The organism is Streptomyces sp. cmx-4-9, assembly GCF_046548835.1.
Lineage (GTDB): Bacteria > Actinomycetota > Actinomycetes > Streptomycetales > Streptomycetaceae > Streptomyces.
Window position 1 is genome coordinate 292,063 of the sequence record NZ_JAEBEE010000001.1, and the last position, 15,732, is coordinate 307,794.

A 15,732-nucleotide genomic window follows, 5' to 3' on the forward strand; every position below is an offset into this window, starting at 1 on the left:
TCAGGGAGGCAGAACAGCAGAACGGCTGATGCGACCGGGGCACCCCCGGTCCTCACACTCAGGGGAGAAGAAGCCATGACCTCACCCATCCTGGTCACCGGTGGCACGGGCAACCTCGGCAAGCACGTCGTCCCGCTCCTGCGGGCCGCCGGCCGCGACGTACGCATCGTGGCGCGGACCCCGCGCGAGAACACCCCCGGCATCGAGTACTTCTCCGTCGACCTGATGAACGGCGACGGCCTCGACACCGCCCTCAAGGGCATCGACACCGTCCTGCACCTCGCCGGCGGCACCAAGGGCGACGACAAGGTCACCCAGAACGTCGTCGACGCCGCCAAGCGCGCCGGAGTCAAGCACCTCGTCTACATCTCCGTCATCGGCGCCGACACCATGCCCCTCGGCTGGTTCAAGACCCAGCTCGACGCCGAGAACGCCGTCACCGGCTCCGGCATCCCCTGGACCATGCTCCGCGCCGCCCAGTTCCACGACATCGTCCTCATGATGGGCGAGAAGATGGCCAAGATGCCCATCGTCCCCGCCCCCGGCGGCCTCCAGTTCCAGCCCGTCGACTCCCGCGAAGTCGCCGCCCGCCTCGTCGAACTCACCCTCGGCCAGCCCGCCGGCCGCGTCGCCGACATCGCCGGCCCCAAGGTCTACCCCCTCGGCGACCTCCTGCGCAGCTACCTCGCCGCCACCGGCAAGCGCCGCCCCCTGCTGCCCATCCGGATGCCCGGAAAGGCCGGCAAGGCCTACCGCGCCGGCGACAACCTCGCCCTCACCGGCACCCAGGTCGGCACCCGCACCTGGGAGGCCTTCCTCGCCGAGCGGGTCGGCTAGGCCGCCGAACGCCCGCAGGTGCGCGCTCCAGCCGATGCGATCGGCGCAGCAGCAGCAGCCGGCGGGGCCGGTGCGGCACACCGCCCCGGCCCCGCAACGGGGCGGCCCGGAACCACTGCGCCGAGGCCGGCCGCGCGACCGGCGGCACGGCAGGCGGCACGGCCGCGCAGGCCCCGTAAACCGGCCGCGGACACCCGGCCCCCGATGGCATGCTGACAGGGTGAACGGACCCTGCATCCAGCTGACTCTCGCCCCCGAACTGCGCCTGTTCGCCTCGCCGAGCCGGCGCGCCGAACGCGTACCGACGGCCACCGACGGCGCCTCCAGCCTCGGCCACGTCGTCGAATCGGCAGGCGTGCCGCTCACCGAGGTCGGCCGCCTCCTCGTCGACGGGCGCGAGGTCCCCGTCTCCTACGTGCCCCGGGACGGCCAGTCCGTCGAGGTGCTCGGTGTCGAACGGCCCCAACCCGTCCCCGGAGCCCCGCTGCGCTTCCTCCTCGACGTGCACCTCGGCACCCTCGCCCGCCGCCTGCGGCTGCTCGGCGTCGACGCCGCCTACGAGAACGAGGACATCGGCGACCCGGCGCTCGCCACCCGCTCCGCCGCCGAGCAGCGCGTCCTGCTCTCCCGCGACCGCGGACTGCTGCGCCGCCGCGAACTCTTCGCCGGGGCCTACGTCTACAGCGACAACCCCGACGAGCAGGTCCGCGACGTCCTCGGCCGCTTCGCCCCCGCCCTCGCCCCGTGGAGCCGCTGCACCGCCTGCAACGGCCGCCTCCACCAAGCCGACAAGGACAGCGTCGGCGACCGCCTCGAACACGGCACGCAGCGCTCCTACGACGTCTTCGCCCAGTGCGGCGACTGCGACCGCGTCTACTGGCGCGGCGCCCACCACGCCCGCCTGGAGCAGATCGTGGACGAGGCCGTCGCCGCTTTCGGCACCGCCGCAGACCGCCCGGCCACGCCCGACTCCGCCGGCAGGACCCGTACGCCCTGACGCCCTGCGCCGCGCCCTGACGCCCTGCGCCCGCGCCCTCCTGTGCCGTCGGCTGGCATCGGCTGGCATCGGCTCAGAAGGCGTAGGTGTCGCCCGTGTCCAGGGCCAGCACCACGTGCTCGTTGTTCGTCAGGTCGCGGTCGGTCGCCCCGCCGTTCCACCAGGTGTCCACCCTGACCTCCACCTCCGCCGCCGGCTCCCGCAGCTCCAGTGCCAGCCCGATGTGACGACCCCGCCCGTGCAGCGGCAGCGGTCCCGTCTCGCACACCACCTCGCGCAGGCCGGCCCGGGCGCAGCCCCCCGCCAGGTCCTGCCGGTCGGCGAGGTCGGCCGACAGGCGCACCCGGACGGTCGCGTTGGGCAGCGGCGCGGGCCCGTCGTTCTCCGGTACCAGCCAGACCCGCAGGTGCCCCTGGGACAGGGCCACCCGGCCGTGGTACGCCACGTCCGCCTCCGGGTCGGCCGTGGCCGCCCGCGCCTGCCCGACCGCACCCAGGACGAGTACCCCGGCCACCACCACACTTCGCACGGCACCACGGCGCACCGACACCACCTCCTCGCGCGAACGCTAACCAGCCGCGGGAGCGGCCGGTCGGACCATCACACGAACGAGGGCGCGCCTGCCCCATCTGCCCCGGCCCCCGCCCCACCGCGCTGCGTACCTTTGGGCCATGCAGATCGCCCGCTCCGCCGCCCTCTTCTGCCTCGCCGCCCTCCTGGAGATCGGCGGCGCCTGGCTCGTCTGGCAGGGCGTCCGGGGGCACCGGGGCTGGGCCTGGGCCGGCGCCGGGGCCCTCGCCCTCGGCCTCTACGGCTTCGTCGCCACCCTCCAGCCCGAGGGGGACTTCGCCCGCGTCCTCGCCGCGTACGGCGGGGTGTTCGTCGCCGGCTCCCTGGTCTGGGGAGCCGTGGCCGACGGGTACCGCCCCGACCGCTGGGACATCGCCGGCGCACTCGTCTGCCTGGCCGGCATGGCCCTGATCATGTACGCCCCGCGCGGCCGCTGAGCCGCGCCTATGCTGGCGGGTATTCGTCCGTACGAACGACCGAGGAGCCCGCATGAGCACGGCCGCCACCCGAACCGCCGTAGTCACCGGCGCGAGCAGCGGCATCGGCGCGGCCACCGCCCGGCAGCTCGCCGCGGCCGGCTACCACGTCGTCCTCACCGCCCGCCGCAAGGACCGGATCGAGGCCCTCGCCGCGGAGATCACCGACGCGGGCCACTCCGCTGCGGCGCACGCCCTCGACGTCACCGACCGGGCCGCCGTGGACGCCTTCGCCGCCGCCCTCGACCGGTGCGACGTCCTCGTCAACAACGCGGGCGGCGCCCTCGGCGCCGAACCCGTCGCCACCGGCGACCCCGCCGACTGGCGCACGATGTACGAGGTCAACGTCATCGGCACGCTCCACGTCACCCAGGCCCTGCTCCCGGCGCTCACCGCCTCCGGCGACGGCACGGTGGTCGTGCTGTCCTCCACCGCGGGCCACTCCACCTATGAGGGCGGGGCGGGGTACGTCGCCGCCAAGAACGGCGCCCGCGTCCTTGCCGAGACCCTCCGCCTGGAGATCGTCGGCCAGCCGGTCCGCGTCATCGAGATCGCCCCCGGCATGGTCAAGACCGAGGAGTTCGCCACCACCCGCTTCCGCGGCGACACCGAGAAGGCCGCCAAGGTGTACGCGGGCGTCGCGGACCCCCTGTCGGCCGACGACGTGGCCGACACCATCACCTGGGCGGTGACCCGCCCCAGCCACGTCAACATCGACCTGCTGGTGGTCCGCCCCCGCGCCCAGGCCTCGAACACCAAGGTCCACCGGGAGCTGTAGGCCTGCGGCGACGAGCCTGCGCAGACCCGGACCGGGCGGACCGGTCCGGGCCTGCGCCCTCCCCCGAGGCCTGCGCGGGCACGGTCTGCGCGGACGTCAGCCCTTGATGCAGATGACCTGCTTGAGCTTGGCCACGACCTCGACCAGGTCGGTCTGCTGGTCGATGACCTGCTCGATCGACTTGTACGCGCCCGGGATCTCGTCCACGACGCCCGCGTCCTTGCGGCACTCCACGCCCTGGGTCTGCTCCGCCAGGTCGCGCGCCGAGAACCGCTTCTTCGCCGCCGTCCGGCTCATCTTCCGGCCGGCGCCGTGCGAAGCCGAGTTGAAGGACTTCTCGTTGCCGAGGCCCTTCACGATGTACGAGCCCGTTCCCATGGAGCCCGGGATGATCCCGTAGTCGCCGCTGCCCGCGCGGATCGCGCCCTTGCGGGTCACCAGCAGGTCCATGCCGTCGTACCGCTCCTCCGCCACGTAGTTGTGGTGGCAGCTGATCTCGCGGTCGAAGGAGACCTTCGCCTTGCGGAACTCCTTGCGGACGACCTCCTTGAACAGGCTCATCATCGCGGCGCGGTTGTACTTCGCGTACTCCTGCGCCCAGAAGAGGTCGTTGCGGTACGCCTCCATCTCGGGCGTGGCCGCCAGGAACACCGCCAGGTCCCGGTCCACCAGGTTCTGATTGTGTGCGAGGCCACGGGCCACGCCGATGTGGTGCGCGGCGAGCTCGTTGCCGATGTTCCGCGAACCTGAGTGCAGCATCAGCCAGACCGACCCCGCCTCGTCGATGCAGAACTCGATGAAGTGATTTCCGGAGCCAAGGGTTCCGGTTTGCTTCAGGGCCCGGTCACGCCGGAACTTCACCGCGTCCGCGAGGTGGTCGAAGCGCTTCCAGAGGTCGTCATACCCCTGCACCGAGAAGCCGTACAACCGCTCCGGGTCCACGGGCTCCTTGTGCAGGCCCATGCCCACCGGAATGGCCTGCTCGATCTTCGACCGCAGCTTCGACAGGTCCCCCGGCAGGTCGTTCGCCGTCAGGGAGGTCTTCACCGCCGACATGCCGCAGCCGATGTCCACGCCCACCGCCGCCGGGCAGACCGCGTCCTTCATGGCGATGACCGAGCCGACCGTGGCGCCCTTGCCGTAGTGGACGTCCGGCATCACGGCCAGGCCCTTGATCCACGGCAGGGTGGCGACGTTGTGCAACTGCTGCATCGCGCCGGCCTCCACCGACGCCGGATCCGTCCACATCCGGATGGGAACCTGCGCCCCGGGCACCTCTACGTACGACATGCAGCCTCAATCCCCCGAAAGCCAAAGAAAATTCACTAAACGCAAAAAGCCTCGCTCTTGGTCCCAAATGCGACAGAGGACCGGCGCCAGCACCAGCGTGTGCGATAGACATTGTGTCCATCCGCGCCCGAGCCGCGGCAACGCAATTTCCTGACCGCCGGGCATCCGGCCGGTCGAAGGGAGCCATGGGACGTGCAGCGCAAGGCGGTACGGGGAGTCCTGCCAGGCATCGTGATGGTCGGCGCACTCGTGGCCGGCGCGGCCGGCCTGGCCGCGTGCACCGGCAGTGACGGCAACGGCAGCACCGGCGACTCGAAGGCGGGCGGCAGTACGGCCCCGCCCCCGGCCCCGCCGGGGAAGTACCGCAGCCTGCCCCAGCCCTGCAAGGCCGCCGACCCCAAGCGGGTCCGGGCCATGCTGCCGGCCGCCGACTCCCTCACCGAGGAGCAGCGGACTCAGCTGTACGCGGGCACCGCGGCCGCCTCCTTCGACGGGGACCGGCGCGTCGGCTGCCGCTGGAGCGTGCAGTCCCCGCAGGACACCCGGCTGCTGTCCGTCGACTTCGAGCGCGTGGTCTCCTACGACCGCGGCGTCGCCAGCGACGACGACAAGGCGCGGCAGGTCTACGTGCGCCAGCTCACCGACGCGCACCTGCCCTTCCCGGGGCCCACGGCGAGCGCGACGCCGGGCACGGCTTCTCCGGGCACGGCCGCCCCGGGTTCGGCGCCCGCGCCGTCCGGGACGCAGGCGCCCGGGGGGCCGGCCGCGGGCCCGGCTCCGAGCGGCAGCGCCGGCGGCAGCCCCTCGCCCTCCGGTTCGCCCTCGGCCTCGGCCCCGCCCGAGCTCGGCTCGCGGGTCCTGGAGGGGCTCGGCAACGACGCCTTCCTGGACGACAAGCTGAGCCCCGCCGGGGCCACCGCGGCCCAGTCGCGGACCGTGCGGATTGTGTTCCGCACCTCGAATGTCATCGTCACGGTCGAGTACAGCGTGCAGCCCGCACTGCCCGGCACGGTGCCTGCGAGCGCCGAAATCCAGTCCGGGGCAAGGGAGTTGGCGCAGGCACTCGTCGAGCGGTTCAACGAGTGAGCGGTGTGCTCCCGAGCCGGGCGTGACGCCGCGCACAGCAGGCGGACTCCGGGTCGGGCTACCGTTGCCGGGGTTCCGCGCCCGAAGAAGACCACGAAGCCACTGAAGGAAACATGCACCGATCAGCCTCGCGCCTCACTCGCGTCCTCGCCTGCGCAGCCGTCCCGGTGATCCTCACCGTCGCCGGGTGCTCGTCCGATTCGGGCAAGGCCTCCTCGGGTTCGGACAGCGGCAAGAAGTCCGGTTCCTCTGCTTCCGCCAAGCCGAGTGCGAAGCCGTCGCCCACGCTGGAGAAGGCCGCGTTCGCCGCGCTGCCCGACCCGTGCAAGGCCGTCCAGACGAAGACCATCGAGACGCTGGTACCGGAGGCCAAGGACAAGAACGGCAGCGCGACCAAGTCGAACGACCTGGCCAGCCGCGCCAGCTGCTCCTGGAACGGCCTGGACGAGGACGGCCTGAAGGGCTCGCAGTACCGCTGGCTCTCGATCTCCCTCTTCCGCTACGACTCGCACGCCTCGCTGGGCGCCGCGAACAAGCGGGCCGAGGAGCAGTACACCAAGCAGGTCGAGGCGGCGAAGGCCACCGAGGGCGCGCAGAACGTGAAGGCGGAGCCGGCCGGCGGCATCGGCGACCAGGGGACCTCGGTCACGTACGGCGTGAAGAAGGACGTGGACTTCCTCAACACCACGGTCGTCGCCCGCACGCAGAACGTGGTCGTCACCCTCGACTACAACGGCGCCGCGTACGAGGGCGCCGGCGCCCCGGACCAGGCGAAGCTGCTCCAGGACGCCATTGCGGCGGCCAAGGAGGCGGTCGCCTCGGTGGACACCGCCAACCAGCAGCAGTCCTCGCAGCAGCCGTCGCAGGAGGCCTCGCAGCAGCAGTCGGCGCAGCCCCAGCAGTAGGGGCGGCGGCGGGTCCCGGCGGGGAGCCGGGGGCCTACCGGAGCGCTGACATCCAGTCACCCGTACGCTGTGCCTGCCGCAGCCCGGTAAAGGCTCGGTAAGGACCTGGCGGGGGACCCGGCCAGGGGACCCGACAAGGGAGGGGATCGCGGGTGGCCGCGATGGAGCTGTCTCGTACGCACCGGATACTCATCGGCATCGTGGTCGCGGGAGCCGTGGTCATCGCCGGCATCGGTTTCGCGGGCTCGTACGCCGCCGTGCGGACCCTCGCCGTGCAGAAAGGGTTCGGCAGCTTCTCGCTGGTGTTCCCCATCGGCATCGACGCGGGCATCTGCGTCCTGCTCGCCCTGGACCTGCTGCTGACCTGGCTCCGTATCCCCTTCCCGCTGCTGCGCCAGACGGCCTGGCTGCTGACGGCGGCGACGATCGCCTTCAACGGGGCGGCCTCCTGGCCCGATCCGCTGGGCGTCGGCATGCACGCCGTCATCCCGATCCTCTTCGTGGTGACGGTGGAGGCGGCCCGGCACGCGGTCGGCCGGATCGCGGACATCACCGCGGACCGGCACATGGAGGGCGTGCGCATCACGCGGTGGCTGCTGTCCCCGGTGCCCACCTTCAAGCTGTGGCGCCGGATGAAGCTGTGGGAGCTGCGCTCCTACGAGCAGGCGGTCGGCATGGAGCAGGACCGGCTGATCTACCAGGCGCGGTTGCAGGCCCGGTACGGGCGCGCGTGGCGGCGCAAGGCCCCGGTGGCGGCCCTGATGCCGCTGCGGCTGGCGCGGATCGGCGTGCCGCTGGCGCAGACGGCCCCGGAGGGGCTGGCGGCGGCGGGCATCGACCCGGCGCTGCTGCCCCCGGGGTCCGCGGCCCCGGCTCCGGTGCTGGAGGCGGCGGCCCCGGGCGGTGTCCCGCACGGCGTCCCGCAGCTGCTCCCCGAGGCGGCCGGGCCGACGGCCCTCGTCCCGGCGACGGCGGCGACGGAGGAGGAGACGACCCTGGCCACGGCGGACGGGGCCACGGCGGACGGGCCGATGCCGGAGACCGGGGTGACGGCGGACGGGCCGGGCCGGCAGCCGGGGCAGGTACCGGGGCAGGTACCGGGCCGGGCGCAGGGCTCCGCGGCCGGTTCCGTGCAGGGCCCGGTGCAAGGGCCCGGGCCGGTGGAGGCCGGGCAGCAGCAGGCCCCCCAGGCCCCCGTCCCGCAGGGCGCCTCCGCTCCCCCGCCGTTCGCGGTGGAGCCGACGGCCATGCCCGCGGCCCACAACAGCGCCTGGTTCGCGGCCCCGCTGGCCCCGCAGGCGGCGTACGAAGGGGGCTACAACCCGCAGTACGTGGAGGGGCTGGAGCCGATTCCGGTCATGCCTCCGGCGGGCCCGGAGGAGCAGCAGGGCCGCCGGCCGGACCTGCCGGTCCCGGCGCCCCGCCCGGAAGGCGCGCAGGACGGCCGGGGCGAGCGGCCCGGGCCGCTGCCGGACCCGGCGGACACCCCGGACGAGGCGGAGTTCGCCGAGTCCGCGTACAAGGTGTTCCGTGCGCTGGTCGACGAGCAGAACGACTTCCCGACCGCCGAGGCCCTCGACATACACCTCTCGGACGGTTACGGCGTGACCCACCCGCGCAGCGGTTCGCTGCTGCGCCGGATGATCCCCGCCTTCAAGCAGCGCTACCAGAAGGACCTGGAGAACGAGCACATCGCGTAGCCCGCACCCGCACCCGGGCGTCCGCCGACGGCCGCGGCACCGGCCGCCCGCGGACGGCAGAAGGGCCCGCACCCCGAGGGGTGCGGGCCCTTCGTGCAGTGCGGGGGCTCAGACGGTGAGCAGCCTGCGCACCCGGTCGGCGCCCACCGCCAGCAGCAGCGTGGGCAGGCGCGGTCCGGTCTCCCGGGTCACGAGGAGCCGGTAGAGGAGCGCGAAGAAGGTCCGCTGGGCGACCTTGAGCTCCGGCGTCGGCTTGGCATCGGGCTCCAGGCCGGCCATCACCTTCGGGACGCCGTAGACGAGCGTGGTCAGCCCGTCGAGGGACCAGTGCGTGTCCAGGCCCTCCAGCAGCAGCCGCAGCGACTCGCGGCCGTCGGCGTCCAGGGAGGACAGGAGCTCCGTGTCGGGCTCCTCGCGCACCAGGGTCCGCTGGTCGGCCGGGACCTGCGTGGTGATCCAGTTCTCGGCGCGGTCCAGGCGCGGCCGTACCTCGTCGAGCGAGGTGAGCGGCTGCTCCGGGTCCAGGTCGCTCAGGATGCGCAGGGTCTGCTCGTCGTGGCCGGCGGTGACGTCGACGACGGATGCGAGCGTCCGGTACGGCATCGGCCGCGGGGTGCGCGGCAGTTCGGCGGCGGCGGTGCGCACGGCGCGGGTGTGCGCGGCGGCGTCGGCGGGCAGCACGGAGCCGTCGGCGACCTTGGCCTCCAGCTTGTCCCACTCGTCGTAGAGCCGCTGGATCTCCTGGTCGAAGGCGATCTTGAAGGACTGGTTCGGGCGGCGGCGGGCGTACAGCCAGCGCAGCAGCTGCGGCTCCATGATCTTCAGCGCGTCGGCCGGGGTGGGGACCCCTCCCTTGCTGGAGGACATCTTGGCCATGCCACTGATGCCGACGAACGCGTACATCGGCCCGATCGGCTGCTCGCCGCCGAAGATGTGCACGATCTGGCCGCCGACCTGGAAGGACGAGCCGGGCGAGGAGTGGTCGACGCCGGAGGGCTCGAAGACCACGCCCTCGAAGGCCCAGCGCATCGGCCAGTCGACCTTCCAGACCAGCTTGCCGCGGTTGAACTCGCTGAGCTTGACCGTCTCGGTGAAGGCGTCCTCGGTGCAGACGTAGGTCAGCTCGGTGGTCTCGTCGTCGTACGAGGTGACCTTCGTGAAGTCCTTGCCGCACTCGGCGCAGTACGGCTTGTACGGGAAGTACCCGCCCTCGGCGCTGCTGCCGTCGTCCTCGGCGGCGGCGCCTGAGCCCTCGGCGGCCTCCAGCTCGGCCTCGTCGACCTGCTTCTGCTGGGGCTTCTTGCCGCCCGGCTTCTGCTTGGTGCGGTACTGGTCGAGGACGGCGTCGATGTCGCCGCGGTGCTTCATCGCGTGCAGCACCTGCTCGCGGTACACGCCCGAGGTGTACTGCTCGGTCTGGCTGATCGGGTCGTACTCGACGCCCAGCTCGGCCAGCGCCTCGACCATGGCGGCCTTGAAGTGCTCGGCCCAGCTCGCGTACGGGGACCCGGCGGGCGCCGGGACGGCCGTCAGCGGGCGGCCGATGTACTGGCCGTAGGTCTCCTCGTCCACGCCCGGGATGCCCTTGGGCACCTTGCGGTAGCGGTCGTAGTCGTCCCAGGAGATCAGGTGCCGGACCTCGTGGCCGCGGCGGCGGATCTCGTCGGCGACCAGGTGCGGGGTCATGACCTCGCGCAGGTTGCCCAGGTGGATCGGGCCGGAAGGGGAGAGTCCGGACGCGACGACGACAGGTTTGCCGGGTGCTCGGCGCTCCGCCTCGGCGATGACCTCGTCCGCGAAACGGGAGACCCAGTCGGTCTCGGTGCTGCTCTGAGCCACGACACGTCCTTCTACTCGAATGCTGGCTCCGGCCATTCTCCCAGACGGATCGGGCCGCTCCGGGGTTGCTCCGCGGCCGCATATCCAGAAGAACCGGCAGCGGCCGCGTGGGATACTCGGCACTTGTCGGAACACCCAAGTGCACCCACCGGCACAACCTCACAGGAACGGCAGCTCATGGCCTCGGTCCCTTCCCTCGCTTCTTCCGTCAATCAGCGCGTCGCGGACGCCCTCGCGGCGGCGCTGCCGGAGGCCGGTGGCGTCGACCCCCTGCTGCGACGAAGCGACCGGGCCGACTTCCAGGCCAACGGGATCCTGGCCCTCGCGAAGAAGGCCAAGGCCAACCCGCGCGAGCTGGCCACCACCGTGGTCGAGGGCCTCCCGACCGGTGACCTGATCCAGGAGATCGAGGTCTCCGGCCCCGGCTTCCTCAACATCACGATCACCGACCGGGCGATCATCGAGACCCTCGCCCTGCGGGCGGCCGACGACCGCCTCGGCGTCCCGCTCACCGGGAACCCCGGCACCACGGTGATCGACTACGCCCAGCCGAACGTCGCCAAGGAGATGCACGTCGGGCACCTGCGCTCCGCCGTGATCGGCGCCGCGATGGTCGAGATCCTGGAGTTCACCGGCGAGAAGGTCATCCGCCGCCACCACATCGGCGACTGGGGCACCCAGTTCGGCATGCTCATCCAGTACCTGCTGGAGCACCCGCACGAGCTGGACCACAAGTCCGATGAGGAGGTCTCCGGCGAGGAGGCCATGTCCAACCTCAACCGCCTCTACAAGGCCTCGCGGACGCTCTTCGACTCCGACGAGGAGTTCAAGACCCGCGCCCGGGCCCGGGTGGTGGACCTCCAGGCCGGCGAGCCCGAGACCCTGGCGCTGTGGCAGCGGTTCGTGGACGAGTCGAAGATCTACTTCTACTCCGTCTTCACCAAGCTGGACATGGACATCCAGGACCCCGACGTGGTCGGCGAGTCCGGGTACAACGACATGCTCGCCGAGACCTGCGCGCTGCTGGAGGAGTCGGGCGTCGCCGTCCGCTCCAACGGCGCGCTGTGCGTGTTCTTCGACGACGTCAAGGGCCCGGACGGCAACCCGACCCCGCTGATCGTGCAGAAGTCGGACGGCGGCTTCGGCTACGCCGCCACCGACCTCTCCGCCATCCGCAACCGGGTGGGCGAGCTGGGCGCGACCACCCTGATCTACGTGGTGGACGCGCGGCAGTCCCTGCACTTCAGGATGGTCTTCGAGACGGCCCGCCGCGCGGGCTGGCTGACCGAGGGCACCGAGGCCGTACAGCTGGCCTTCGGCACGGTCCTCGGCAAGGACGGCAAGCCGTTCAAGACCCGTGAGGGCGAGACGGTCCGGCTGGTGGACCTGCTGGACGAGGCCGTGGAGCGGGCCACGGCCGTGGTCCGGGACAAGGACAAGGAGCGCGGTCTGCTCACCGAGCAGGAGATCGTGGAGAACGGCCTCCAGGTCGGCATCGGCGCGGTCAAGTACGCCGACCTGTCCACCTCGGCGGCCCGCGACTACAAGTTCGACCTGGACCAGATGGTGTCCCTCACCGGTGACACGTCCGTGTACCTCCAGTACGCGTACGCCCGGATCCGGTCGATCCTGCGCAATGCGGGCGACCGCTCCCCGGCCGCCCACCCCGAGCTCGCCCTGGCCCCCGCCGAGCGGGCGCTGGGCCTGCACCTGGACCAGTTCGGCGCCCTGATCGAGGAGGCGGCCGCGGAGTACGCCCCGCACAAGCTGGCCGCGTACCTCTACCAGCTGTCCTCGCTGTTCACGACGTTCTACACCGAGTGCCCGGTGGTGAAGCCGCAGCCGGAGCTGGTCGTGGGCGAGAACCGCCTGTTCCTGTGCGACCTGACCGCCCGCACCCTGAGCAAGGGCATGGCCCTCCTGGGCATCCGCACCCCCGAAAAGCTCTGACCACCCCGCCGCCCGACGGCCCCTCCCCCACCCGGGGGCAGGGGCCGTCGGCCGTGCACCGGCACCGGCACCGGCACCGCATCCGGCCATGGGTCCGCCGCAGCGGAATCCGGCCCGGCCACCACGGGGCCCTTGGGGCGGAGGGGTGAGTTCCGTTCACTCGTACGGGCCCGGCTGGTGTGGTCGGGACCGTACGAATGTCGCAATCCTGTAGCCCTCTGCAAGCTCCCTCCGTCTCACTAGCCTTGGCGCCTTCCAAGGGGTTTGGGGTGGATCCGGACAGTGTCCGGAACCCGGGGAGGGAAAGATCATGCAGTTCACGCGCATGGCCGTCGTGGCAGCAGCCGCGGTGGCCGGCCAGACGCTCCTGATGGCCGCACCGGCGGTGGCCGAGGAGCAGCCCGCGGTGTCCGTGCCGGACACGGCACCGGCGGACAGTTCCGAGGCCGCCGCGACGCCCGCCACGGCGGAGGCACCGGCACCGGCACCGGCCAAGGGGAAGAGCGGGGCGCAGGCCAAGTCCGGGACCAAGCCCGGGGTGACGTCCCGGGGGCAGTCCGAGACCAAGTCCGAGGCGCAGGGCCCGGCGAGGGCCGGAGCGAAGGGTGCGGAGGGGGCCGGGGGCACGGCGGAGGACGGGAGCACGGGGCCGCTGCAGGCCGCCGCCCCGGCCGTGGCCGCGCCCGCCCTGCCCGAGGCGCCTGCGCCCGCACCGGCGCCCGCACCGGCGCAGGCCGAAGTTCCTGCACAGGCTGTGGAGGACGGTCAGGACTCCGGGTCCGACCGCCTCCTGATGGGGCCCGAGGTCACCGTCCAGGGCATCCCCGCGGGGGGCTTCAAGGCCGACGGCAGCTGGACCCCGCTCACGGTGACGGTGGACAACGCGGGCCACGTCGCCGTACCCGCCTACACGCCCGTACTGGGCGTCTCCCAGGCCGGCGGGCAGTTCCAGGCAGCCCACGTCGCGGTCGAGTACCGGCCGGCCGGCGGGTCGTGGACGGCCGCCGCTCCGGTGCAGCGCCAGGCTTCGGCCCCCGCGCTGGGGTACGCGCTCGGCCCGGCCGCCACCGTCGCCTCCGGCCAGGTCCGGACGATCGAGGTACGGATCAGCTTCGCGCCCGACACCCCCGTGGTGCCGTTCGACCTGACCGCGGACGGCGTCAGCAGGGTCGGCAGCTCCACCGGCACCTCCCCCGCGTCCTCGTACGCGACCCGGATCGCCGGAGCACCCGGCGGTGACGAGGACCCGCTCTTCACCGAGGGCCCGGCCCTGGCGGTGAGCGGGGTGCCGGAGTCGCTCCGGGCGGGCGGCGACTGGACGAACCTGTCGGTACGGGTGGACAACGCGGGCAAGGGCGCGCTGAACGCCTTCAGCGTGGGACTGGTCCTGGCCCGGCCCGACTTCGTGTCCATGCAGGCCGTGCAGATCACCGTAGAGGTCCTGCGGACCGGCGCGGACGGCCAGGCGGCGGCCTGGCAGCCGGTGGAGATCACCTCGGACGAGGAGGGCTACTTCTTCGCGGGCGGCCTCGTCAGCGGCCCGATCGCCGCCGGTGACGCCTTCGACGTCCCGGTCCGCGTCCGTTTCGCCGCGGACACCCCGACCGGCGCCGTGTCCTTCTTCTCCTGGGGCACGTCCCAGGTCGACGCGGAAACCCCCCCGCCGTGGGCCGGCTCCCGCTCACCCCGCCACCTGACCACCCTCCTCACCCCGGCCCCCGCCCCAGACGGCGAAACCCCCGACGGGGAGACCCCGGGCGGCGGAACCCCGGGTGGCGGGACCCCTGGTGGGGAGACCCCTGGTGGGGAGACCCCGGGTGGCGGGACGCCCGGCGGGGAGACCCCGGTGGGCGGGACCCCGGGTGGCGGGACGCCCGGCGGGGAGACCCCCGGTGGCGGTACGCCCGGTGGGGAGGCCCCGGGGGGCGGAACCCCGGGTGAGGAGACCCCTGGCGGCGGAACCCCTGGTGGCGGGACGCCCGGCGGGGAGACCCCGGGCGGCGGAACCCCCGGTGGCGGTACGCCCGGCGGGGAGACCCCGGGGGGCGGGGCCCCTGGTGGCGGAACCGCCGGTGGCGGAACGCCCGGTGGGGAGACCCCGGGCGGCGGAACCCCCGGTGGCGGCGGGCCGAAGCCGAACGGCGGTACCGGCACCACCCCGATCCACACCGGCACGGGCATCGGCACCACCCCGATCCACACCGGCACGGGCACGGGCACGGGCACCGTCACCGCGACCACCGGCGGCGGGCTCGCCGCCACCGGGGGTGACCCGGCCACCAGCTGGGCGCTCGGCGGCTCCGGAACGGCCTTGGTCCTGGGCGCCGCGCTGATCGCCGGCACCGGACGCCACCGCCGCCGCCGCACCACGGCCTGAGCCGCCCGCCTTTCCGCTACCCCGACGTCACCCGTACGGCCCGGTTCGGGCCGTACGGGCCGGGTAGGGGACGGCCCGTCCCACCCCCACCCTCCCCCGGAGGCCTCCGTGCCCGACATGAACGGCCCCTACAAGCCCGGCACTCCGTGCTGGATCGACCTGTTCGTCCCCGACCAGCAGGCGGCCCTGGACTTCTACTGCGACCTCTTCGGCTGGCAGGGCGAGGTCGGCCCGGCCGAGCAGGGCGGCTACTCCGTCTGCACCCTCAAGGGCCGCCCCGTCGCCGGCATCATGAAGGCGATGAACCCGGACGGTTCCGTGCCCGACCCGATGCCCCCGACCGCGTGGACGACGTACCTGGCCACCGACGGCATCGACGCCACCCTCAAGGCGGTCTCCGACGCCCGCGGCCGAATCCTGGTGGGCCCGATGGACGTCATGGACCTCGGGCGGATGGCGGTCGTCGCCGACCCGACCGGCGCCGTCTTCGGCCTGTGGGAGGCGCGCGCCTTCGACGGCGCGGGCATCGTCAACGAGCACGGCGCCCTGATCTGGAACGAACTGAGCACCGCGGACGTACCGGCCGCCGCCGCGTTCTACTCGGCCGTGCTGCCCGTCACCACGGCCAACTCCACGATGCCGGGCACCGAGGGGTACACGGAGTTCAAGGTCGGCGACCGGGCCGTCGGCGGCATGCTGGGCCTCGACAAGCTGCCGCCGGGCACCCCGCCCAACTGGCTCCCGTACTTCCAGGTCGACGACGTCGACAGCATCCAGGCGGCCGCCACCCGCGCCGGGGGCAACGTCCTCGCCCCCGCCTTCGACATGCCGGTGGGCCGCATGGCCGTCCTCACCGACCCGCAGGGCGGACCCTTCGCCGTGATCACCGCCCAGGCTCCGGAAGACCCGGCCTGACCCCTCCCCGCG

At 73.0% G+C, this 15,732-nt stretch carries 13 protein-coding genes; 10 read left to right on the forward strand and 3 right to left on the reverse strand.

Annotation, left to right across the window (positions count from 1 at the left end):
* The first annotated feature begins 75 nt into the window (after positions 1-75).
* Complete coding sequence (locus ACLJTM_RS01460; RefSeq protein ID WP_411101479.1) at positions 76-837, forward strand: SDR family oxidoreductase; 762 nt, start codon at positions 76-78, stop codon at positions 835-837.
* 220 nt (positions 838-1,057) lie between these two features.
* Complete coding sequence (locus tag ACLJTM_RS01465) at positions 1,058-1,834, forward strand: Mut7-C RNAse domain-containing protein (RefSeq protein WP_411101480.1); 777 nt, start codon at positions 1,058-1,060, stop codon at positions 1,832-1,834.
* Positions 1,835-1,907: 73 nt separating this feature from the next.
* On the opposite strand, the gene ACLJTM_RS01470 is transcribed toward ACLJTM_RS01465, so the two are convergent.
* Positions 1,908-2,378: a hypothetical protein gene (locus ACLJTM_RS01470; RefSeq protein ID WP_411101481.1), complete on the reverse strand. Its 471-nt coding sequence runs from the start codon at positions 2,376-2,378 to the stop codon at positions 1,908-1,910.
* 127 nt (positions 2,379-2,505) lie between these two features.
* Here ACLJTM_RS01470 and ACLJTM_RS01475 point away from each other — a divergent pair, with 127 nt between their 5' ends.
* Both ACLJTM_RS01475 and ACLJTM_RS01480 read left to right on the forward strand, forming a co-directional pair.
* Entirely contained in the window at positions 2,506-2,841 is a 336-nt protein-coding gene (locus tag ACLJTM_RS01475) for a YnfA family protein (protein WP_411101482.1), read from the forward strand.
* Between the two features lie 52 nt (positions 2,842-2,893).
* Positions 2,894-3,658, forward strand: a complete 765-nt coding sequence (locus tag ACLJTM_RS01480) for an SDR family NAD(P)-dependent oxidoreductase (protein ID WP_411101483.1) — start codon at positions 2,894-2,896, stop codon at positions 3,656-3,658.
* Between the two features lie 96 nt (positions 3,659-3,754).
* On the opposite strand, the gene ACLJTM_RS01485 is transcribed toward ACLJTM_RS01480, so the two are convergent.
* Positions 3,755-4,948, reverse strand: a complete 1,194-nt coding sequence (locus ACLJTM_RS01485; protein ID WP_411101484.1) for an RtcB family protein — start codon at positions 4,946-4,948, stop codon at positions 3,755-3,757.
* 192 nt (positions 4,949-5,140) lie between these two features.
* On the opposite strand from ACLJTM_RS01485, the gene ACLJTM_RS01490 reads away from it, so the two are divergent.
* From ACLJTM_RS01490 to ACLJTM_RS01500, 3 genes are all read left to right on the forward strand, one after another.
* Entirely contained in the window at positions 5,141-6,034 is an 894-nt protein-coding gene (locus ACLJTM_RS01490) for a DUF3558 domain-containing protein (RefSeq protein ID WP_411101485.1), read from the forward strand.
* Positions 6,035-6,147: 113 nt separating this feature from the next.
* A complete protein-coding gene (locus tag ACLJTM_RS01495; RefSeq protein ID WP_411101486.1) occupies positions 6,148-6,939 on the forward strand; it encodes a DUF3558 family protein in 792 nt (263 codons plus the stop codon).
* 152 nt (positions 6,940-7,091) lie between these two features.
* Positions 7,092-8,639, forward strand: coding sequence for a DUF2637 domain-containing protein (locus ACLJTM_RS01500; protein ID WP_411101487.1), 1,548 nt, complete (start codon positions 7,092-7,094; stop codon positions 8,637-8,639).
* Positions 8,640-8,747: 108 nt separating this feature from the next.
* On the opposite strand, the gene lysS is transcribed toward ACLJTM_RS01500, so the two are convergent.
* Complete coding sequence (gene lysS, locus ACLJTM_RS01505) at positions 8,748-10,478, reverse strand: lysine--tRNA ligase (protein ID WP_411101488.1); 1,731 nt, start codon at positions 10,476-10,478, stop codon at positions 8,748-8,750.
* A gap of 177 nt (positions 10,479-10,655) precedes the next feature.
* On the opposite strand from lysS, the gene argS reads away from it, so the two are divergent.
* The 3 genes from argS to ACLJTM_RS01520 all read left to right on the forward strand — a co-directional run bounded on the left by argS (position 10,656) and on the right by ACLJTM_RS01520 (position 15,720).
* Positions 10,656-12,428 carry an arginine--tRNA ligase gene (argS, locus tag ACLJTM_RS01510; protein ID WP_411101489.1) on the forward strand — a complete coding sequence of 591 codons (1,773 nt, stop codon included), beginning with the start codon at positions 10,656-10,658 and terminating at the stop codon, positions 12,426-12,428.
* A 310-nt stretch (positions 12,429-12,738) separates the two neighbouring features.
* Positions 12,739-14,805, forward strand: a complete 2,067-nt coding sequence (locus ACLJTM_RS01515) for a hypothetical protein (RefSeq protein WP_411101490.1) — start codon at positions 12,739-12,741, stop codon at positions 14,803-14,805.
* A gap of 117 nt (positions 14,806-14,922) precedes the next feature.
* Positions 14,923-15,720, forward strand: coding sequence for a VOC family protein (locus tag ACLJTM_RS01520; protein ID WP_411102241.1), 798 nt, complete (start codon positions 14,923-14,925; stop codon positions 15,718-15,720).
* The last annotated feature ends 12 nt before the right edge of the window (positions 15,721-15,732 follow it).